The organism is Pseudomonas capeferrum (assembly GCF_000731675.1).
GTDB classification, from domain to species: domain Bacteria; phylum Pseudomonadota; class Gammaproteobacteria; order Pseudomonadales; family Pseudomonadaceae; genus Aquipseudomonas; species Aquipseudomonas capeferrum.
Window position 1 is genome coordinate 266,372 of sequence record NZ_JMIT01000004.1, and the last position, 21,267, is coordinate 287,638.

Genomic DNA, 21,267 nt, shown 5'->3' on the forward strand with positions numbered 1-21,267 from the left:
CGTTTCTTAGATAGGGGCATTTTCCCTGAGTTCAAGGCTGAGAAAGATGAAACGTATCGAGAATAGCTCGTATCCGGTGTTTATCGGCGAAGCGGCCAGCGCAGGCAATCGATAACCCCGCATCTGTTAGACTGCCGATCTTGTAACTTCATACGTACCCGCATGGCCTATAAACCCTCCCCCGCCCAGCTTCCCTCGGCACTGTTGCGCCAGGTCCGTCCGCTGCGCCTGCTGTTGAACCAGGCCGAACGCCTGGAACACCTGCAGCGCCTGCTGGAAAGCCAGCTGCAGCCGGCCGCCCGCGAGCATTGCCACGTTGCCTCCTGGCGTGACGGTACCTTGTTGCTGGTGGTGACGGACGGCCATTGGGCCACCCGCCTGCGCTATCAGCAGAAACGCCTGATGCGGGAGTTGCAAGCCATGGAAGCGTTCGGCAACCTGCGGCGCATCCTGTACAAGGTGCAACCGCCGCTGGTGCCCACCAAGCGTGGCGGGCATGCCACCGAGCTGTCGAGCAATGCCGCCGAAAGCCTTCGCGATACCGCCGAGGGGATTACCGACCCCAAGCTGCGCGCCGCGCTAGAGCGCCTGGCGTCGCATGGACCTAGCAAAGCACCTTCGCGCACCTGATATTTTTGCCAGTTTGCCGTCTCCACGGGGTGCAATACGCTCGCCTGATCACCCCCCAGGAGAGACCAGCATGAATGCAGACTATTTTCACCTTGCCACGTTCGAGTCACCCTCAACCGACCCCTGGGGTGACTGGAAAGCGGACTCCAACGGCGCCACCCTCGGTATTTACCAAGAAGAAGATGGCAACCACTTCGTAGCCTTTGCCCCCGCTATTTCTTTTCCACACGGCCCCGTTCTATTCAAAGAACTGCAAGGGCTGGAACCCGACCGTGAATATTGCCTCTCCCTGCGCACACGGCAGCAATGGGCAAACCAGGCTGTGCCTGTGCTCACCTGGAAACTGGGTGATGAGCAGATCGCTGCCCCCATCGAAGTCACTACTTCCGAGTGGATTACGCTGCACTGGCGTTTCAAGGCGTCCCAAGCCGTCGAGACGCTGAAGCTTGAAGTAAGGGAGCGAATTGGCGACCCTTCGCATGCCAGGGGCAACCTGGCCATCGATGACATTCGCATCTACCCCTCCCGGTTCGAGGAAGACTTCAACGACCTGCCGCAACAATTGATTCAACCCGGCGGGCAGTTGGCACTCAAGACCATGCTCGTCACATTGCAACCCAACAGTTCAGGGCCGGCGGGCATCTACAGATACAATTCCGACGAACCTGGCATGCGCGAAAAACAAGCGCTGGGCTTGAGCATCGGCAAAGACATGCGCCAGAACCTAAGCATTGATCTGCCAGGTGAGTTCACCTCAATCCGTTTCGCCTGGACCTGGCTTCAAAAAGACGCAACGGTCCAGTACCTGGACCAGTCGGGCGCCACGCTGGACAGCAGAACAATTTATGCAAGCGCAGGGCGCGATCAATGGGTTGAATACCAAGCGGAGAACGAAAGCCAAGCGGTTTCCCGTATCGAACTAACGTACAGCGATTACTCTTTCCTCGACTTTTTCACGCTGCAGCGCCTGTAAAGCAGGTATAAAAAAGGCCACCCGAAGGTGGCCTTAATGAACTAGAGAGTGTTCGAACTTACACGGCCGCAACAGGACGCATGTACGAGATCGGTGCCGTGCTGGCATCTTCGAAAGTGACCACTTCCCAGGCATCGGTTTCAGCAATGAGCTTGCGCAGCAGCTGGTTGTTCAGCGCGTGCCCGGACTTGTAGCCCTTGAACTCGCCAATCAGGCTGTTGCCCAGCAGGTAGAGGTCGCCAATGGCGTCGAGAATCTTGTGCTTGACGAATTCGTCTTCATAACGAAGGCCGTCTTCGTTCAACACGCCAGTCTCATCTACCACGATGGCGTTTTCGACACTGCCGCCCAACGCAAGGTTATGCTTGCGCAGGTACTCGATGTCCCGCATGAAACCGAAGGTGCGGGCACGGCTGACTTCTTTCACGAACGACGTGCTGGAGAAATCCACACTGGCGCTCTGGGTCCGGCCGCTGACGACCGGGTGATCGAAGTCGATCTCGAAGCTCACCTTGAACCCTTCGAAAGGCAGGAAGGTGGCGCGCTTGTCGCCCTCCTCCACTGTCACTTCGCGCAGGATGCGGATGAACTGTTTGGGTGCGTCCTGTTCTTCCAGGCCGGCAGACTGAATCAGGAATACAAAGGGTCCGGCGCTGCCATCCATGATCGGCACTTCCGAGGCGGAGAGCTCGACGTAGGCGTTATCGATGCCCAGGCCCGCCATGGCAGAGAGCAGGTGCTCGACCGTATCGACCTTGACGTCACCGTTGACCAGCGTCGTCGACATGGTTGTCTCGCCGACGTTGGCCGCGCGCGCCGGGATTTCGACCACAGGGTCGAGATCGGCGCGGCGGAAGACGATGCCGGTGTCAACAGGTGCAGGCTTCAGGGTCAGGTATACCTTCTCCCCGGAGTGCAGGCCGACACCTGTGGCACGGATGGTATTCTTCAGGGTGCGTTGTTTAATCATGGCATTGGCCGCTTCAGCGCAAATTGCGAACAGGTATCAACAAAGGCTGAGGATGATAACAGACCCAACCTTTGCTGAATACCAATCACCTTTATACCCCTGATAAATTCCATTAATCAGCCTGACGACGCAGGAAAGCCGGGATATCGAGGTAGTCCAGGTCATCCTGAGGGTTCAGTTTAGCTGCCGCAGCGGCACCTGCATGGGCCTGGTTGCGCATGACAGTCGGGCGCTCCAGGTCACGGTAGTTGACCGCAGGCTGCTCCTGGCGAACCGGTGCCGGGTTAGACGCTTCGTACGCCTGCTGAGCGGTCTGCAGGGTGTTGTCCACTACCTTGACCGGCTTCTCGATGCGCGCGCCCAGGCCAGTGGCGACCACGGTCACGTGCAGCTCATCGCGCATGTCCGGATCGATCACGGTGCCAACCTTGACCATCGCGTGGTCGGAGGCGAAGGCTTCGATGATGCTACCCACGTCGGAGTACTCACCCAGCGACAGGTCAGGGCCGGCGGTGATGTTCACCAGGATGCCACGGGCGCCCTGCAGGTTGACGTCTTCCAGCAACGGGTTGCGGATCGCCGCCTCGGTCGCTTCACGCGCACGGTTCGGGCCGCTGGCGCAGCCAGTACCCATCATGGCCATGCCCATCTCGCCCATCACGGTGCGCACGTCGGCGAAGTCGACGTTGATCATGCCAGGGCGCTTGATGATGTCGGAAATACCGCGCACGGCACCGGCCAGTACGTCGTCAGCCTTGGCGAAGGCGGACAGCAGGCTGGCATCCTTGCCCAGGATGGTCAGCAGCTTCTCGTTGGGGATGGTGATCAGCGAGTCGACGCTCTCGGCCAGCATGCGGATGCCTTCATCGGCGATCTGCATACGTTTGCGGCCTTCGAACGGGAACGGACGGGTCACCACGGCAACGGTGAGGATGCCCATTTCCTTCGCCACTTCGGCGATGATCGGGGCTGCACCGGTACCGGTACCGCCACCCATGCCGGTGGTGATGAACACCATGTTGGTGCCCTGCAGCACCTCGGCAATGCGCTCACGGTCTTCCAGCGCGGCCTGACGGCCGACTTCCGGATTGGCACCCGCACCCAGGCCTTTGGTCACGCCAGTGCCCAATTGCAGGATGGTGCGCGCGCCAATGCTTTTCAGCGCCTGGGCATCGGTGTTGGCGCAGATGAATTCCACGCCTTCGATGCTGCTCTTGACCATGTGGTTGACGGCGTTGCCACCACCACCACCTACGCCGATCACCTTGATGACCGGACTTTGCGGGACGTTGTCTACGAGCTCGAACATTTTCCCTCTCCTTACAGTTCTCTAGTTGTCGCGCCTACCACTACTGCTTTGAAACTTAGAAATTGCCCTGGACCCAGCGCTTGAATCGCTCAAGCACTGGAGCCTTCGGTTCATCGCCATAGCTGTTGCTGCTGCTGTTGCTGTTACCGGTCAGGATCAAGTCCTCGGACTGCTTGAGCAGGCCGTAGGTGAGCAGGCCCACGCCGGTGGAATAGATCGGGTTGCGTACCACGTCGCTCAGCCCCCGAACGCTATGCGGTACGCCCAGGCGTACCGGCATGTGGAAGATTTCTTCGGCCAGTTCCACGGCGCCTTCCATTTTCGCGGTGCCGCCGGTGAGGACGATGCCGGCCGGCACCAAATCCTCGTAGCCGCTGCGGCGCAGTTCGGCCTGGATCAGGGTGAAGAGCTCGTCGTAACGCGGCTCCACCACCTCGGCCAGGGCCTGGCGCGACAGCTCGCGCGGTGGCCGGTCACCCACGCTCGGCACCTTGATGGTTTCGCCGGCGCCGGCAAGCTTGGCCAGGGCGCAGGCGTAGCGGATCTTGATTTCCTCGGCGTACTGGGTCGGTGTACGCAGGGCCATGGCGATGTCGTTAGTGACCTGGTCGCCGGCAATCGGGATGACTGCGGTGTGACGGATCGCACCTTCGGTGAAGATGGCGATATCGGTGGTGCCACCGCCGATGTCCACCAGGCACACGCCGAGCTCTTTTTCGTCGTCGGTCAGTACCGAGTAGGCCGACGCCAGTTGCTCGAGGATGATGTCGTCGATTTCCAGGCCGCAACGGCGCACACACTTCTCGATGTTCTGCGCCGCGTTGACCGCACAGGTGACCACGTGGACCTTGGCTTCCAGGCGCACGCCGGACATGCCCAGTGGCTCGCGCACGCCTTCCTGGTTGTCGATGACGTAGTCCTGCGGCAGGGTGTGCAGTACGCGCTGGTCAGCTGGAATGGCCACGGCCTGGGCAGCGTCGAGCACGCGCTCGAGGTCGGCAACACTGACCTCACGGTCGCGGATGGCGACAATGCCGTGGGAGTTCAGGCTGCGAATGTGGTTGCCTGCTACGCCGACGAACGCCGAGTGGATACGGCAGCCGGCCATCAGCTGCGCTTCTTCCACCGCGCGCTGGATCGACTGCACGGTCGACTCGATGTTCACCACCACGCCTTTTTTCAGGCCGCGGGACGGATGGGTGCCGATCCCGACAATCTCCAGGGTGCCGTCTTCGCCCACTTCGCCCACCAGCGCCACCACCTTGGAGGTGCCAATGTCCAGCCCGACGATCATTTTGCCGCTATGCGCGTTTGCCATGGTCCTGCCTCTCTCTAATTCTTCGCAACGGCGGGTTGGGCCGTCGTCGGTGCAATCGGTTCCCGCCAACCAACGGCAAGTCCGTTGGCGTATCGCAGATCGATGCGGGCGATGTTGGTGATCTGCTCTTTAAGCGTCTTGTCGTAAATGGCAATGAAACGGCGCATCTTCTCCACCAGATGGTCGCGCCCCAGTAGCAGTTCGATGCCTGGGCCGGTGCTGCCCGCACCGGTAGTCAGGAACCAGCTGCCGCGCTCGCGAAGCTCCAGGCGAGCGATGGAAAAGCCCATGGGGCGCAGCATCTGGCTCAAAACCTGATACTGCTGCATGACTTGCTGCTGAGCACGCTGCGGCCCGAACAGCTGCGGCAGGTGCTCATAGTTGGCCAGTTCGCGCGGGGTGAAGGCCTGGCCCTGGTTGTTGAGCAAGGCCTCGTCACCCCAGCGCGCCACTGGCAGCTGTTCTTCCAGGCGGATCACCACCTCGTCCGGCCACACGCGCCGGACCTCGGCATGGGCGATCCACGGCATCTGCTCGAGCTCCGCACGCATCGCCGGCAGGTCGACGCTGAAGAAGCTCGCCGCCATGAACGGGGCGATACGCTGCTGCACCGCCTGCTGGCTGATGTAGCTGAGGTCGCCCTGCACGGCGATCCGGGTGATCGGCCGGTCGGCATAAGGCATCAGGCGAATGGCGCCTTCATAGGCGCCGAAGCCTGCCGCGACCAGCAGCACCGGCCAGAGCAGGCGCTTGAGTCCACTGAAGTTGGCCTTGGGCAGGCGCGCCGACATGGGCTCGTTGGCCACCATTCGGCTGGCACCGCGCGGCACCGGCTTGCTACGGCCGGTGGCGGGTTGCTGATGACGTAACATCGCGCCTTGCATGGCTGTTAACCTCGCGTCTCGACGCTGGCAGCCAGGATCGCCAGCACCAGTTGCTGGAAGTCCAGGCCGGCCGCGCGGGCCGCCATGGGCACCAGGCTATGATCAGTCATGCCGGGTGCGGTGTTGACTTCGAGCAGCCAGAACCGGCCCTGCTCGTCCTGCATCACGTCCAACCGCCCCCAGCCTTCGATGCCGATGGCATCGCAGGCGCGCGCGGTCAGGTCGATCAGTTCCTGTTCCTTGACACTGTCCAGGCCGCACGGAATGCGGTACTGGGTGTCATTGGCGATGTACTTGGCGTCGTAGTCGTAGAACACGTGCGGCGTACCCAGGGCGATCGGCGGCAGCACCTGGCCACGCAGCACCGCAATGGTGAACTCCGGGCCGTGGATCCACTGCTCGACCAGAACCTGGGAATCGTATTTGGCGGCGTCCTGCCAGGCGGCGATCAATTCCTGCTCGCTGTTCACCTTGGCCATGCCGATGCTAGAGCCTTCATGGGCAGGTTTGACGATAAGCGGGAAGCCCAGTTCCGTACTGGCCACCACACAATCGCTTTCGCTGGCCAAAACCGCGTGGCGCGGGGTCGGAATACCCAGGCTCTGCCACACCTGCTTGGTGCGCAGCTTGTCCATGGCCAGGGCCGAAGCGAGGATGCCGCTGCCGGTGTAAGGGATGCCCAGGCACTCGAGCAGGCCCTGCATGCTGCCGTCCTCACCGCCACGGCCGTGGAGGATGATGAACGCGCGGTCGATCTTCTCGTGTTGCAGGCGGTCGAGCAGGTCGTCGCCCACATCGATGGCGACCACGTCGACACCGGCGCTGGTCAAGGCTTCGATCACGGCGGCGCCGGACTTGAGCGAGACTTCACGCTCGGCGCTCTTGCCGCCGTAGAGCACGGCGACGCGGCCGAACGCCTTGACGTCCAGGGTCGAGTGCAGTGTGTCGTAGGCGCTGGTCATTTCGACTTCTCCTGCTTGGCGCCAGCGAACAGCGGGCTTTTCATCAATTGCGGGGCAAGGCCACCGACATCACCGGCGCCCTGGCAAAGCAGGATGTCGCCCGCGCGCAGCAGTGGCTGCACCAGCGGGGCGAGCTCGGCGCCACGCTCGATGTAGATCGGGTCCAGCTTGCCGCGCTGACGGATGCTGTGGCACAGCTGACGGCTGTCCGCCCCGGGGATCGGTTCTTCGCCGGCCGGGTAGACCTCCATCAACAGCAACACGTTGGCGTCGCCCAGTACCTGCACGAAGTCGTCGTAGAGGTCGCGGGTGCGGCTGTAACGGTGCGGCTGGTAGACGATGACCAGGCGACGGCTCGGCCAGCCACCGCGCACGGCCTTGATGACTGCGGCGACTTCGGTCGGGTGGTGGCCGTAGTCGTCGACCAGCATCACGCTGCCACCGTCTACCGGCAGCTCGCCGTAGACCTGGAAGCGTCGGCCGACACCCTGGAAGCCGGACAGCCCCTGGACGATGGCCTCGTCGCTGATGCCTTCGTCCGTGGCGATGGCAATGGTTGCCAGGGCATTGAGCACATTGTGGTTGCCGGGCATGTTCACCGACACCTCCAGCGGCTCGCAGTCACGGCGCAGCACGGTAAAATGCGTCTGCATGCCCTGCTGGCGCACGTTGATGGCGCGGATATCCGCCTCTTCGCTGAAGCCGTAGGTGACCGTCGGGCGTTTGACCTGCGGCAGGATCTCGCGCACCACCGGGTCGTCCAGGCACATCACCGCCAAACCGTAGAACGGCAGGTTGTGCAGGAACTCGACGAAGGTTTTCTTCAGTTTGTTGAAGTCGCCTTCGTAGGTCGCCATGTGGTCGGCGTCGATGTTGGTGACCACGGCGACCATCGGCTGCAGGTGCAGGAAGCTGGCGTCGCTCTCGTCCGCTTCGGCGATCAGGTAGCGGCTGGTGCCCAGTTGAGCGTTGGTACCGGCCGCAGTCAGGCGCCCACCGATGACGAAGGTCGGGTCCAGGCCACCGGCGGCGAACACCGAGGCCAGCAGGCTGGTGGTGGTGGTCTTGCCGTGGGTACCGGCGACCGCCACGCCGTGGCGGTAGCGCATCAGCTCGGCAAGCATCTCGGCACGCGGCACCACCGGAATACGCCGCTCGAGGGCGGTGGCGACTTCCGGGTTGGCCGGGTTGATCGCGCTGGACACTACCAGCACATCGGCGGCGACTGCGTTCTCGGCACGGTGGCCGACGAAGATCTCGGCGCCAAACGACTCCAGGCGCTCGGTGACCGGCGACGCCTTGAGGTCGGAGCCGGACACTTCATAGCCCAGGTTCAGCAGCACTTCGGCGATGCCGCACATACCGACGCCGCCGATACCGACGAAGTGAATACGGCGGATACGGCCCATCTTCGGCTGGGGAATGGCTTTCTGGCTTTCAACCATGGGCCACCTCCAGGCAGATATCGACCACGGTGCTGGTTGCAGCAGGTTTGGCCAGGCGCCGTGCGGTGCCAGCCATGGTGTTGAGTTTCTCGGGTTGCATCAGCACCTCGTTCAGGCGTTCAGCGAGCTGCGCTGCGCCAGTTGTCGCTTGTGGCATCAGGAAGGCCGCGCCCTCCCGAGCCAGATATTGGGCGTTGTAGGTCTGGTGGTCGTCGATCGCATGGGGCAACGGCACCAGCATCGAAGGCAGGCCCGCCGCCGCGAGTTCGCTGACGGTCAGGGCACCGGCCCGGCATACCACCATGTCGGCCCAGCCATAGGCTTGGGCCATGTCCGTGATGAAAGGCTCTACCTGAGCCTCGACGCCGACCTCGTGATAACGCTCGGCGGTGATCGGCGCGTGTTGCTTGCCAGCCTGGTGGAACACCTCTGGCCGCAGCGCCGCAGACACTTCGGACAGGGCCTTAGGCAACAATTTGTTCAATGGTTCCGCACCCAGGCTGCCGCCCATTACCAACAGGCGAGCACGGCGCTCGGAAAGGGGCGCACGTTGTGCATCCATGAACAACTCTGTGCGTACCGGATTGCCGGTGGTACGCAGCTTGTCATTGGCCTGGAACGTGCCCGGGAAAGCTTCGCAGACCCGCGCCGAGAGTGGCACCAGCAGCCGATTGGCGGTACCCGCACGGGCGTTCTGCTCGTGGATCACCAGCGGCACACCGCACAGCCGCGCGGCCACACCGCCGGGCCCGGTCACATAGCCGCCGAAGCCCAGCACACACACCGGCTTGAGCTGACGAATGATGCGCCGTGCCTGCAGCACGGCCTTGACCAGGGTGAACGGCGCCTTGAGCAACGACAGCTTGCCCTTGCCGCGCAGGCCGCTGACCTGGATCAGGTGCAACGGCAGACCAGCCTGGGGCACCAGTTCGTTCTCGATGCCTTTCGGCGTGCCCAGCCAGTGCACGCTGTAACCGCGTGCCTGGAACTCGCGAGCGCAGGCCAGGGCCGGGAACACGTGGCCCCCGGTGCCGCCTGCCATGATCAGTACGTTCTTGCCGTCAGCGGCCATGACTGGTCTCCTCGGCAAAATCGCTTTCGTTGAATTCGTGTTCCTCGCTGCCCAGGTGCGTGCGGCTCTCCCACTCGATACGCAGCAGCAACCCCACGCAGGCACAGCAGATCACCAGCGAGCTGCCCCCGTAGCTGAGGAACGGCAAGGTCAGGCCCTTGGTCGGCAGCAGGCCGACGTTCACCCCGATGTTGATCAGGAACTGGCCGATCCACAGGAAGGCCAAGCCGAACGCCATGTAGGCGGCAAAGAACTGCTTGGCTTTTTCGGCCCACAGGCCGATGTAAAGAGCGCGCACGGTGACGAAGACGAACAGCGCGATGGTGACCAGCGAGCCGACCACGCCGAGCTCTTCGGCCAGCACCGAGAACACGAAGTCGGTGTGCGCCTCGGGCAGGTAGAACTGCTTCTGCACGCTGTTGCCCAGGCCAACGCCCAGCCACTCGCCGCGACCAAAGGCAATCAGCGCCTGGGTCAGCTGGTAGCCCGAACCGAACTGGTCGGACCAGGGGTCGGTAAAGGTGATCAGGCGCGCCATTCGATACGGCTGCGCCTGCACCAGAACAAACACCGCGACCACCGCCAGCACCACCATCAGGCTGAACCGGAACAACCCCACACCGCCGAGGAACAGCATGGCCGCCGCAGCGCCCATCATCACCACGGTGGCGCCGAAGTCTGGCTCCATCAGCAGCAGGCCGGCCATTGGCAGCAGCACGATGAACGGTTTGAAGAAGCCCATCCAGCTCTCGCGCACCTCGGTCTGCCGGCGCACCAGGTAGCCGGCCAGGTAGATGACCACGAAGACCTTGGCAATTTCCGAAGGCTGGACGTTGAAGAAGCTGAAGCCGATCCAGCGCATGGAGCCGTTCACTTCGCGGCCGATGCCGGGCACCAGCACCAGCACCAGCAAGCCGAAGGCGCCCAGCAGCATCATGAAGCCCATGCGCTGCCAGGTGGCGATCGGTACCAGCATGGTGGCGCCGCAGGCGAACAGGCCGATGGCCACGTACACCAGGTGGCGGAACATGTGGTAAAGCGGGTTGCCCGACTGCACCGCAGCCACTTCCGAAGAGGCCGAGGTGATCATCACCAGGCCCAGGCCCAGCAATGCCAGGCAACCGGCGAGCATCGCGAAGTCGAGGTCGATGCCACGGCCGCTGATCAGCGGCGACGGGTACGGCTTGAAGATGCCCAGGATCATGCCAGCCCTCCCGCCGCTTGGGCGAACAGCCGCCCGCGCTCTTCAAAGTTCTTGAACATGTCGAGGCTGGCGCAGGCTGGCGACAACAGCACCGCATCGCCCGGCTGAGCCAAGGCGGCGCACTGCTCGACGGCCTCATCCAGGGTCTTGACCCGGACCTGCTGCACACCTTCACCCAGTGTTTCGGCCAGGCGCTCGGCATCACGGCCCAGCAGCACCACTGCACGGCAGAAGCGCGCCACCGGTGCACGCAGCGCTGCGAAATCGGCACCTTTGCCGTCGCCGCCGGCAATCAGCACCAGCTTGCCAGTGATGTCCGCGCCCAGGCCTTCGATGGCGGCCAGCGCGGCCCCCACGTTGGTGGCCTTGGAATCGTCGTACCAGTTGACGCCATTGCGCTCGCGAACCCACTGGCAACGATGGGCCAGGCCGCCAAATTCACGCAGGGCTTCGAGCATCGGCGCAAACGGCAAGCCGGCCGCATGGCCGAGGGCCAGGGCCGCGAGGGCGTTGCTCTGGTTGTGCGCGCCACGCACTTTCAGTTCGCGAACCGGCATCAGGTTCTGGAATTCGAAGGCCAGGTACTTCTCGCCATCGACCTCGCGCAGGCCAAACGCCTTGAAGTCGGGCGGGTTCAGACCAAAGCTCCAGCACGGCCGGCCTTCCACCGGCAATGGCCGGCTCAGGGCGTCCTGGCGGTTCACCACCACCTGGTGGGCGCCCCGGAAGATCCGGTGCTTGGCCAGGTGATAGGCCGGCAGGCCGCTGTAGCGATCCATGTGGTCTTCGCTGACGTTCAGCACGGTGGCCACTTCGGCATTGAGCTGGTCAGTGGTTTCCAGCTGGAAGCTGGACAGCTCCAGCACATACAGCTCCACCTCATCCCCGAGCAAGTCGAGGGCCGGCGTACCGAGGTTGCCGCCCACGGCCACGCGCTTGCCCGCCTTGGCAGCCATTTCACCGACCAGGGTGGTGACGGTGCTTTTGGCGTTGGAGCCGCTGATGGCGATGATCGGCGCCTTGGCATGGCGGGCGAACAGCTCGATGTCACCCGACAGGGCCACACCGCGCGCCGCGGCCTGCTGCAGCGCCGGGGTGGACAACGCCAGGCCCGGGCTCACGTACAGTTCGTTGGCGCGGCAGAGGAAGTCCACGTCCAGCTCGCCACAGCGCACTTCCACCTGCGGGTAATCACGGCGCAGGGTGTCCAGTTCCGGCGGTTGCTCGCGGGTGTCGGCGACCGCAAAGGCAATGCCCCGGCTCGCCAGGAAGCGAACCAGGGACATGCCGCTCTTGCCGAGGCCGACAACGATGCGGAATTGGTCGGAAGCGATCAGTGACACGCTCATCTACCTCAGTTTCAGGGTTGCAAGGCCGACCAGCACCAGAATCACGGTGATGATCCAGAAACGGACGATCACCCGTGGCTCAGGCCAGCCCTTGAGTTCAAAGTGGTGGTGAATCGGCGCCATGCGGAACACGCGCTTGCCGGTCAACTTGAAGGAGGCGACCTGGATCACCACCGACAGGGTTTCCATGACGAATACGCCACCCATGATGAACAGTACGATTTCCTGGCGGACGATCACCGCGATGGTGCCCAGTGCGGCGCCCAGCGCCAGGGCACCGACGTCGCCCATGAAGACCTGGGCCGGGTAAGTGTTGAACCACAGGAAGCCCAGGCCCGCACCGATCAGCGCGCCGCAGAACACGATCAGCTCGCCCGAACCCGGCACATACGGGATCAGCAGGTATTCGGCGAACTTCACGTTGCCCGACAGGTAGCAGAAGATACCCAGGGCACCGCCCACCATGACCGTTGGCATGATGGCCAGGCCGTCGAGGCCGTCGGTGAGGTTGACCGCGTTGCTCGAACCGACGATCACGAAGTAGGTCAGGACGACGAAGCCGATGCCCAGCGGAATGGTGACATCCTTGATGAACGGCACGATCAGCGTGGTCTCGACGCTGGTCGGGGCGGTCTTGTAAAGGAAGATCGCCGCAGCCAGGCCGAACACCGACTGCCAGAAGTACTTCCAGCGGCTAGGCAAGCCACGGGAGTTCTTCTCGATCACCTTGCGGTAGTCGTCGACCCAACCGATGGCGCCAAACGCCAGGGTGACGATCAGCACGACCCACACGTAGCGGTTGGACAGGTCGGCCCACAGCAGGGTGCTGATCGCGATGGCCGACAGGATCAGCGCGCCGCCCATGGTCGGGGTGCCGGATTTGGACAGGTGCGATTGCGGGCCGTCATTACGGACGGCTTGACCGATCTGGCGAATCTGCAGGGTACGGATCATCCACGGGCCCAGCCACAGCGCCAGCGACAACGCAGTCAGTACACCGAGAATCCCGCGCAGGGACAGGTACTGGAAGACCGCGAAGCCTTTATGGAACTGTTGCAGATACTCAGCCAACAGCAGCAGCATTAATGTTTCTCCCCGCTGGCACCGCACAATGCCGCCACGACGTTTTCCATCGCAGCGCTGCGCGAGCCCTTGATCAAGATAGTGGTGTCACTGGCATTTTCGGCGCGAACCGCGTCGATCAGCTCAGCTTGAGTAGCGAAATGACGGCCATTGGCGCCGAACGCCTTGACCGCGTGTGTCATGTTGGAACCCACAGCGTACAGGGCATCGACCTTGCCACGCGCATAGTCACCCACCTGACGGTGGCCTTCCTCCGCCCATTGACCCAATTCGCCGATATCCCCAAGCACCAGGACGGTGCGTCCGGAAAAGCCGGCGAGTATATCAATGGCCGCGCACATCGAGGTGGGATTTGCGTTGTAACTGTCGTCGATTACCCGCACACCGTTCGGCGCGATCTGCGCCACGGTGCGGCCCTTGACCGGTTGCACGGCATTCAGGCCAGCGGCAATGCCGCTCAGGCTCAGACCGACGGCGTGGGCAGCCGCCGCGGCGGCCAGTGCGTTGCTGACGTTGTGCTCGCCCAGTACGTTGAGTTGCACCGCAACCGAGTCCCCGGCGCCATGCAGCGTGAAGGACGGGCAGCCACGCGCATCGCGATCGATGCCAGTGGCGTAGAAGTCGGCGCGGCCATCGTTGCGGGCGAAACTGATGACCCTGTGCGCACCGGCACGCGCCTTCCAGATGGCAAAAGCCTTGTCGTCCAGATTGAGGATGGCCGTGCCGCCCTCGCCCAGGCCTTCGAGGATCTCGCCCTTGGCCTCGACGATTTTCTCCGGGCCGCCGAACTCGCCGACATGGGCAGTACCGGCGTTATTGATGACCACCACGTGCGGCTGGGTCAGGCCGACGGTGTAGCGGATCTCGCCAATGCGCGAAGCGCCCAGCTCGATCACCGCAGCGCTGTGCTCCGGGGCGATTTCCAGCAGGGTCAACGGGGCACCGAGGTCATTGTTCAGGTTGCCACGGGTGGCATGCACCAGGCCACGGGTACGCAGGATGCTGGCCAGCATCTCCTTGACCGTGGTCTTGCCGCTGGAACCGGTGATGGCCACGACCGGCTTGTCGAACGCGGCGCGATTCAAGGCACCCAGTTGCCCCAGCGCGACACGGCAGTCCTTGACCACCAGCTGCGGCAGGTCGACATCGGCCACTTCACGCTCGACCAGCGCCGCTACGGCACCTTTTTCCTTTACATCGGCCAGGTAATCGTGGCCATCGAAACGCGGGCCTGTCAGGGCGACGAACAGTTGCCCGGCACTGACGCTGCGGCTGTCGATGCTGACGCCGCCGAAGCTGGCGTCGGCACCCACCACGCGAGCACTCATTGCCGTGGTCAGCTGACTGAGTGTCATGGGCTTAAGCATGTGGAGCCTCCCAGGCTGCAAGTGCCTTCTCGGCTTCGACCAGATCGGAGAAATCGTGGCGCTCGCCACGGATCTCCTGGTAATCCTCATGGCCCTTGCCGGCCAGGACGATGACGTCATCGGCGGCGGCAGTGGCGATCAAGTGGGCAATGGCTTCGCCGCGGCCAGCGACGAACTCGACGTGCTCCGGCTTGGCAAAGCCAGGGCGGATATCGTCGAAGATCCGCAGCGGGTCTTCGCTGCGCGGGTTGTCATCGGTGACCAGCACGCGGTCAGCCAGGCGCTCGGCCACTTCAGCCATCAGCGGGCGCTTGCCACGGTCACGGTCGCCACCGCAGCCGAACAGGCACAGCAACTTGCCGTGTGCGTGCGGGCGCAGGGCCTCGAGTACTTTTTCCAAGGCATCCGGCGTGTGGGCGTAGTCGACCACCACCAGCGGTTTGTCGCCGCCGCCCAGGCGCTGCATGCGGCCAACCGGCCCTTGCAACTGGGGAGTGACCTTGAGGATTTCGTCCAGCGAATAATCCAGTGCCAGCAGCGTTGCCACTGCCGCGAGCATGTTGCTCAGGTTGAAACGGCCAAGCAGTTGGCTGCGCAAGGTGCGCTCACCCTGGGCGCTCACGAGGATTGCGCGCACGCCATCGTCATCGAACGTGGCTTCACGGCAATACAACGAAGCCTCCGGATTCTCCAGGCTATAGCTGAGCAGCCGGGTCTCGATATGATCGGTACTCGGACGACGGGCATAGGCCGCCGCCAGGCGGCGACCAAAGTCGTCATCCAGGTTGACCACCTGGCAACGCAGGCTGCGCCAGGCGAACAGCTTGGCCTTGGCGGCCTCATAGGCCTCCATGCTGCCGTGGTAATCCAGGTGATCGCGGGACAGGTTGGTCATTACCGCGATATCGAACTCCAGCGCAGCGACACGCCCCTGCTCCAAGGCATGCGAGGACACCTCCATCGCCACGGCCTTGGCGCCGCCCTTTTTCAGGTCGTACAGCGTCGACTGCACCGCGATCGGGTCTGGCGTGGTCAGGCGGCCGCTCTGCAGCTCACCATAGAAACCGGTACCCAACGTGCCGATCAGGCCGCAACGCTGGCCCAGCACATCAAGCGCCTGGGCCACCAGTTGCGTGACACTGGTCTTGCCGTTGGTGCCGGTCACCCCGACCAGGTTCAACTGACGGCTTGGCTCGCCATAGAAGCGACCGGCGATATCCGACAGCTGGGCGATCAGCCCCTTGACCGGAATCAGCGGCATCTCGGTGAGCGGCAACACGGTCGCGCCCTGCTCTTCATAGGCAACCGCGGCGGCGCCACGGGCCAGTGCGTCGGCGATATGGTCACGGCCATCGACCTTGGCACCCGGCACAGCCAGGAACAGATCACCCGGGCGCACGGCACGGCTATCCAGGGTCAGCTCGCGGATCAGCGGATCGCGGCTGGCGTGGGCGAAAAGCTTGCTCAGTGGCATTGTCATCATCCACGCCCTCCCTTGGCGTCTGCTGCATTGACTTGTGGTTGTGCGGTTGCTGGCGGCGGCAGGTTGTCTGGCGGCACGTTCATCAAACGCAAGGTGCCCGACATGACCTTGCTGAACACAGGCGCCGATACCAGGCCACCGAAGTAGCCGCCCTTGCTCGGTTCGTCGATGACCACGACGATCGCGTAACGCGGGTCGCTCATCGGGCCGAAGCCTGCGAACAGCGAGCGGTAGGCGTTCTCGGTGTAGCCCTTGGAGCCAACGGTCGCCTTACGCGCCGTACCCGACTTGCCACCCACGTGATAGAACGGCACCTGGGCACGGAACACCCCGCGCGGCGCCTCGATCACTTGCTGCAGCATGCCCTGGACGGTTTCGGCAGTTTCTTTCGGAATCGCCTGAACGGCCTCGGGTGCCTTGTCCACCTTGAGGATCGACAGCGGCACCATCTTGCCGTCGTTGGCCAGCGCCGCGTAGGCATGCACCAATTGCAACGCAGTAACCGACACGCCATAGCCGTAGGACAGGGTCGCGGTCTCGGCCTTGCGCCACTCACGGTGGTTAGGCAGGTTGCCCACCCGCTCGCCCGGGAAGCCCAGGCCAGTGTATTGCCCCAGGCCGACCTGGGACATGACCCGGTAGATGGCCTCGCCGCCGATATCGAAGGCGATCTTGCTCATGCCGACGTTACTGGAGTTGATCAGGATGCCGGTCAGGTCGAGGATCGGGCCCTCGCTGCGGGAAACGTCCTTGATCGTGTAGCGACCGATCTGCAGGCTGCCCGGGTAGACCTCGACCTTGTCGGTGATCTTCCAGCGCCCGCTCTGCAGCGCCGCACTCATGGAAATCGGCTTCACGGTCGAGCCGGGTTCGAACACGTCAATGATCGCCCGGTTGCGCATCGCGGCAGGGAACATGCTGCGGCGGTTGTTCGGGTTGTAGGTCGGCTGGTTGACCATGGCCAGCACTTCGCCAGTTTTGACGTCCATGATCACCAGGCTGCCGGCCTTGGCTTCCTGTTCGGCGATGGCGTTGCGCAGCTCACGGGTGGCCAGGTATTGCAGGCGCAGGTCTATCGACAACGCCAAGGTCTTACCGGCCTTGGCGTTTTTGGTTACCTGAATGTCCTTGATCAGCCGGCCACGCCGGTCCTTGATCACCTGTCGCTTGCCGGGCACGCCGGCCAGCCATTCGTCATAGGCCAGCTCTACCCCTTCACGCCCGTGGTCATCGAGGTCGGTGAAGCCGACCATGTGCGCGGTGACATCACCGGCGGGATAGAAGCGGCGGAACTCTTCCAGGCCATAGACACCCGGCACTTTCAGGTCGAGCACATGCTGGCCCTGCTCCGGAGTCAGGCCGCGGACCAGGTAGATGAATTCTTTGCTGGCCTGCTGGGTCAGGCGCTCGGTCAGTTGCTGGGGGTTCTGCCCAAGGGCGGCTGCCAGTTGCGGCCAGCGTTCTTTGGACGCCTGCATTTCCTTGGGGTTGGCCCACAAGGTGGTAACCGGAGTGCTGACCGCCAGCGGCTCACCGTTGCGGTCAGTGATCAGGCCACGGTGCGCCGGGATGGGAATATGGCGCAGGCTGCGCGCATCGCCCTGCCCCTTGAGGAAGTCACGGTCGACCACCTGCAGATCGATGATGCGCCAGCAGATGGCACCGACCATCAACGCCAGCAAGCCGATCACCACCCGGAAGCGCCAGGGGTAGAGTGCGCCTTCGAGCTTCATCATGGCGCCACCATCCGCACTTCGTCGGCTGCGGGCACGCGCATTTTCAGCTGCTCGGACGCCAGGCTCTCGATGCGGCTGGACGCCGTCCAGGTGCTCTGCTCAAGGATCAGACGCCCCCACTCGGCCTGCGCCTTGTCGCGCTCGCTCAACTCGCCGTACAGGGTGTTGAGCAACTGACGGTTCCAGTGGGCGCTGTAAGACACGGCGATGGCCGAAACCAGAACACCGACGAACAGCAGAAGCATCAGGAAGCTTCCGCCTGGCAATGGCTTGGCAAACAGCCTGCTCACCGCAGTTTCTCCGCCACCCGCATCACGGCGCTGCGCGACCGCGGGTTGGCCTTGAGCTCGGCCTCGGAAGCGAATTGCGCCTTGCCGATGAGCTTGATCTTGGGTTCGAAGGCCTTGTGCTGTACCGGCAGGTTGCGCGGCAGGTTGTCTGCCTCGCCCTTGACCAGCTTGCGCATGAACAGCTTGACGATGCGGTCTTCGAGCGAGTGGAAGCTGATGACGACCAGGCGGCCGCCAACTTCCAGCGACTCGAGCGCCGCGTCAAGGCCGGTTTCGAGGTCACCCAGTTCGTTGTTGACGTGGATGCGCAGGCCCTGGAAGGCGCGGGTGGCGGGGTTCTTGCCCTTCTCCCAGGCCGGGTTGGCGACCTTGAGCACTTCGGCAAGGTCGGCGGTACGGGTGAACGGCTGCTTTTCGCGACGTTCCACCACGGCACGCGCCATACGCCCGGAAAAACGCTCCTCGCCGTATTCCTTGAACACGCGGGCGATTTCCTCGACCGGCGCGCTGGCGATGAACTCGGCGGCGCTGACCCCGATACCGGGGTTCATGCGCATGTCCAGCGGGCCGTCATTGAGGAAGCTGAAGCCACGCTCTGGGTCATCCAACTGCGGCGAAGATACCCCCAGGTCGAGCAGCACACCGCTGACCTTGCCGGCCATGCCGCGCTCAGCCACTTCCGCGCCGAGCTCGGCAAAGCTGCGCTGCACAATGACAAAGCGGCCGTCTTCGGCCGCCAGCGCTTGCCCTGTGGCAATCGCTTGTGGGTCTTTGTCGAAGCCCAGCAGCCGCCCTTGCGGCCCAAGCTTGCTGAGAATCAGACGGCTGTGTCCGCCCCGGCCGAAGGTACCGTCCAGATAGCAACCGTCGGCGCGCAAGGCCAATGCCTCGACAGCTTCGTCGAGCAGGACGGTAATGTGGTTGAAGCCGCTATCTATGGTCACAGGATCAGGTCACGCAATTCGTCGGGCATGGCGCCCGGTTGTTGAATAGCTGCAAGGTCGGCTGCCGAAACCGTGTTCCAGGCATCTTCATCCCACAGCTGGAATTTGTTCAGTTGCCCCACCAGCATCGCCTTCTTGTCGAGCTTGGCGTACTCACGCAGACGGGGCGGAACCAGGAAGCGCCCACTGCCATCGAGCTCCAGGTCAACCGCATTGCCGATCAGCAAACGCTGCAGGCGGCGGTTTTCCTCACGCAATGACGGCAAGGCACGCAACTTGGCTTCTATCTGTTCCCACTCATCGAGGGGGTAAACACACAAGCAGGGGTCTACAGCGTCGATGGTCACGATCAGCTGGCCATTGCAGCGCGAATCGAGCTCGTCGCGGTACCGGCTCGGCATGGCGAGACGGCCTTTGGCATCGAGGCTGACGGCGTTGGCTCCGCGGAACACGGCTGCGATTCCCCACAATGGTAGCTTTTTTGTGCCAGAAAACCCACTTCATCCCACTTTCTGCCACTTGCGCACACTATAGGAATCCGCCCGCCGCACCGTCAAGGCACGTTCATAAGGAAAAGCCTTACAGGACCGAGATTTAGCGCGATAAAGGAATGTGGAAGGACTTCAGGGAGGAAAAAAACACGAGAAAAATCAAACCCACGCAAGCGAATGGAGTTCGAAGTTAAAGTGATTTATTAAGAGTAAGATTTTTTCGGTATTACCAGAGTGCGCCTGCTATCGATTCAAGCAGGGAGGGAGAGGTGGAGAGTCGATCTGTAAGCCGGGTTTTGTCGAGGACAGTCATTCCTCTACGACGGCCATCACTGGACGCCTCTAGCAACCTACCCGGTTCCGACGCGGGCCACGCCTAATGGAACCCTATTTGGTCTTGCTCCGAGTGGGGTTTACCTAGCCACGAACTGTTGCCAGCCGTGCGGTGCGCTCTTACCGCACCTTTTCACCCTTACCGGCACCGAAGTGCTTAGGCGGTTATTTTCTGTGGCACTTTCCGTAGGCTCGCGCCTCCCAGGCGTTACCTGGCACTCTGCCCTATGGAGCCCGGACTTTCCTCCCCCTGCTGTTTCGCAACAAAAGCTGCGGAACAAAAACAGGCAGCGACTGTCCGATCGACTCTCCGCCGACAAGATTAACGGTACACGCGGTCAAGAACAAGCGATACCGCAAACTATATCAAATGGCCACTACTCTGCTTTCTGCTTTTCCAGGGCAAGTTGATACAACAGGTTCTTGCGTACACCGGTAATTTCCGCCGCAAGTGCCGCCGCCCGTTTGAGCGGCAACTCTGCCAACAGCAAGTCCAGTACCCGCTGCGCTTCGGTACTGATCGCCTGCTCGCCCTCGGGCGCGCTCCAGCCACCGACCAACACCACGCACTCGCCACGCTGCTGATTGCTGTCGCCCGCGACAAACGCCCGCAGCTCGGCCAACGGCAAGCCCTTGAGGGTCTCGAAGGTTTTGGTCAGCTCGCGCGCCAGCAACGCCGGGCGTTCGCCACCGAACACCGCCTCCATGTCCTCCAGGCACTCGAGGATACGGTGAGGGGCCTCGTAGAAGATCAGCGTGCGTGGCTCTTCCTTGACCTGCTCCAGCCGCGCACGGCGCCCCGCCGTCTTGGCTGGCAAAAAGCCTTCGAAGATGAAACGGTCAGAGGGCAGGCCCGCCGCCGACAGCGCGGCAATCAGCGCGCATGCACCCGGTACCGGCACCACACTCACCCCCGCCGCCCGCGCCTGACGCACCAGGTGGTAGCCAGGGTCGGAAATCAACGGTGTGCCGGCGTCGGAAACCAGCGCGACATTGTCGCCGGCCAACAACCGGGTCAGGAACCGACCGCCCTCGTCGCGCTCGTTGTGCTCATGGCACGCCGCCAGCGGCGTGTCGATACCGAAATGCTGCAGCAGACGGATCGAGTGGCGCGTGTCCTCGGCCGCGATCAGGGCGACATCCGCCAGCACCTTCAGCGCCCTGGCGCTCATGTCGTCGAGGTTGCCGATGGGCGTTGCGACCACATACAGCGTACCCACGGTGGATTTCGAAGCCCCTGCCACATCAGTCACTGCGCACACCTGTCTTTCGGATCAAAGGCGCCATTGTAGCCCGACCGCCCGTAACAGGGCGCAAAGAACTTCGCAGGCGTTCATCGGCCAGCGACCTATAGTGAAGGATCAGCATCAGCAAGATCGCGCCCCGGCCAGTGCTTGGGTACAATTGCCGGCCAACTTGATCGA

At 63.0% G+C, this 21,267-nt stretch carries 19 protein-coding genes and 1 other RNA gene; 2 read left to right on the forward strand and 18 right to left on the reverse strand.

The window, feature by feature from the left end; genetic code table 11:
- Window positions 1–162 precede the first annotated feature (162 nt).
- Window positions 163–630 carry a DUF721 domain-containing protein gene (locus tag PC358_RS23315; RefSeq protein ID WP_033702827.1) on the forward strand — a complete coding sequence of 156 codons (468 nt, stop codon included), beginning with the start codon at window positions 163–165 and terminating at the stop codon, window positions 628–630.
- 70 nt (window positions 631–700) lie between these two features.
- On the forward strand, window positions 701–1,603 hold the full coding sequence (locus PC358_RS23320) for a hypothetical protein (protein WP_033702828.1): 903 nt from the start codon (window positions 701–703) through the stop codon (window positions 1,601–1,603).
- A gap of 58 nt (window positions 1,604–1,661) precedes the next feature.
- Here PC358_RS23320 and lpxC read toward each other — a convergent pair whose 3' ends face one another.
- The 18 genes from lpxC to rsmI all read right to left on the reverse strand — a co-directional run bounded on the left by lpxC (window position 1,662) and on the right by rsmI (window position 21,096).
- Window positions 1,662–2,573 carry a UDP-3-O-acyl-N-acetylglucosamine deacetylase gene (gene lpxC, locus PC358_RS23325; RefSeq protein ID WP_033702829.1) on the reverse strand — a complete coding sequence of 304 codons (912 nt, stop codon included), beginning with the start codon at window positions 2,571–2,573 and terminating at the stop codon, window positions 1,662–1,664.
- Between the two features lie 112 nt (window positions 2,574–2,685).
- A complete protein-coding gene (gene ftsZ / locus PC358_RS23330; RefSeq protein WP_016488958.1) occupies window positions 2,686–3,882 on the reverse strand; it encodes a cell division protein FtsZ in 1,197 nt (398 codons plus the stop codon).
- Between the two features lie 55 nt (window positions 3,883–3,937).
- Window positions 3,938–5,200: a cell division protein FtsA gene (gene ftsA / locus PC358_RS23335; RefSeq protein WP_033702830.1), complete on the reverse strand. Its 1,263-nt coding sequence runs from the start codon at window positions 5,198–5,200 to the stop codon at window positions 3,938–3,940.
- 14 nt (window positions 5,201–5,214) lie between these two features.
- On the reverse strand, window positions 5,215–6,084 hold the full coding sequence (locus PC358_RS23340) for a cell division protein FtsQ/DivIB (protein WP_033702831.1): 870 nt from the start codon (window positions 6,082–6,084) through the stop codon (window positions 5,215–5,217).
- Between the two features lie 5 nt (window positions 6,085–6,089).
- Window positions 6,090–7,046, reverse strand: a complete 957-nt coding sequence (locus tag PC358_RS23345) for a D-alanine--D-alanine ligase (RefSeq protein WP_033702832.1) — start codon at window positions 7,044–7,046, stop codon at window positions 6,090–6,092.
- A complete protein-coding gene (gene murC, locus PC358_RS23350; protein WP_033702833.1) occupies window positions 7,043–8,491 on the reverse strand; it encodes a UDP-N-acetylmuramate--L-alanine ligase in 1,449 nt (482 codons plus the stop codon). The genes PC358_RS23345 and murC overlap by 4 nt, the downstream gene beginning before the upstream one ends.
- Window positions 8,484–9,563, reverse strand: coding sequence for an undecaprenyldiphospho-muramoylpentapeptide beta-N-acetylglucosaminyltransferase (gene murG, locus PC358_RS23355; protein ID WP_033702834.1), 1,080 nt, complete (start codon window positions 9,561–9,563; stop codon window positions 8,484–8,486). Before murG ends, murC begins: the two co-directional genes overlap by 8 nt.
- Window positions 9,553–10,767 (reverse strand): putative lipid II flippase FtsW, encoded by a 1,215-nt coding sequence (ftsW, locus tag PC358_RS23360; RefSeq protein WP_033702835.1) that lies wholly within the window; start codon window positions 10,765–10,767, stop codon window positions 9,553–9,555. Before ftsW ends, murG begins: the two co-directional genes overlap by 11 nt.
- Entirely contained in the window at window positions 10,764–12,110 is a 1,347-nt protein-coding gene (gene murD, locus PC358_RS23365; RefSeq protein WP_033703003.1) for a UDP-N-acetylmuramoyl-L-alanine--D-glutamate ligase, read from the reverse strand. The genes ftsW and murD overlap by 4 nt, the downstream gene beginning before the upstream one ends.
- A 6-nt stretch (window positions 12,111–12,116) precedes the next feature.
- Window positions 12,117–13,199 carry a phospho-N-acetylmuramoyl-pentapeptide-transferase gene (gene mraY, locus PC358_RS23370; RefSeq protein WP_033702836.1) on the reverse strand — a complete coding sequence of 361 codons (1,083 nt, stop codon included), beginning with the start codon at window positions 13,197–13,199 and terminating at the stop codon, window positions 12,117–12,119.
- Window positions 13,199–14,566, reverse strand: coding sequence for a UDP-N-acetylmuramoyl-tripeptide--D-alanyl-D-alanine ligase (locus PC358_RS23375; RefSeq protein WP_033702837.1), 1,368 nt, complete (start codon window positions 14,564–14,566; stop codon window positions 13,199–13,201). The genes mraY and PC358_RS23375 overlap by 1 nt, the downstream gene beginning before the upstream one ends.
- Entirely contained in the window at window positions 14,559–16,049 is a 1,491-nt protein-coding gene (locus tag PC358_RS23380) for a UDP-N-acetylmuramoyl-L-alanyl-D-glutamate--2,6-diaminopimelate ligase (RefSeq protein WP_077068749.1), read from the reverse strand. The genes PC358_RS23375 and PC358_RS23380 overlap by 8 nt, the downstream gene beginning before the upstream one ends.
- Window positions 16,046–17,782 (reverse strand): peptidoglycan D,D-transpeptidase FtsI family protein, encoded by a 1,737-nt coding sequence (locus PC358_RS23385; protein ID WP_162181164.1) that lies wholly within the window; start codon window positions 17,780–17,782, stop codon window positions 16,046–16,048. Before PC358_RS23385 ends, PC358_RS23380 begins: the two co-directional genes overlap by 4 nt.
- Complete coding sequence (gene ftsL / locus PC358_RS23390) at window positions 17,782–18,075, reverse strand: cell division protein FtsL (protein WP_033702839.1); 294 nt, start codon at window positions 18,073–18,075, stop codon at window positions 17,782–17,784. The genes PC358_RS23385 and ftsL overlap by 1 nt, the downstream gene beginning before the upstream one ends.
- Window positions 18,072–19,019, reverse strand: coding sequence for a 16S rRNA (cytosine(1402)-N(4))-methyltransferase RsmH (gene rsmH, locus PC358_RS23395; protein ID WP_033702840.1), 948 nt, complete (start codon window positions 19,017–19,019; stop codon window positions 18,072–18,074). Before rsmH ends, ftsL begins: the two co-directional genes overlap by 4 nt.
- The gene (gene mraZ / locus PC358_RS23400) at window positions 19,016–19,471 is read right to left on the reverse strand and encodes a division/cell wall cluster transcriptional repressor MraZ (RefSeq protein ID WP_019439042.1); all 456 of its coding nucleotides are present in this window, start codon (window positions 19,469–19,471) and stop codon (window positions 19,016–19,018) included. Before mraZ ends, rsmH begins: the two co-directional genes overlap by 4 nt.
- 308 nt (window positions 19,472–19,779) lie before the next feature.
- Window positions 19,780–20,153: RNase P RNA component class A (gene rnpB / locus PC358_RS26685), an RNA gene on the reverse strand.
- Between the two features lie 67 nt (window positions 20,154–20,220).
- Complete coding sequence (gene rsmI / locus PC358_RS23405; protein ID WP_033702841.1) at window positions 20,221–21,096, reverse strand: 16S rRNA (cytidine(1402)-2'-O)-methyltransferase; 876 nt, start codon at window positions 21,094–21,096, stop codon at window positions 20,221–20,223.
- Window positions 21,097–21,267: the final 171 nt, after the last annotated feature.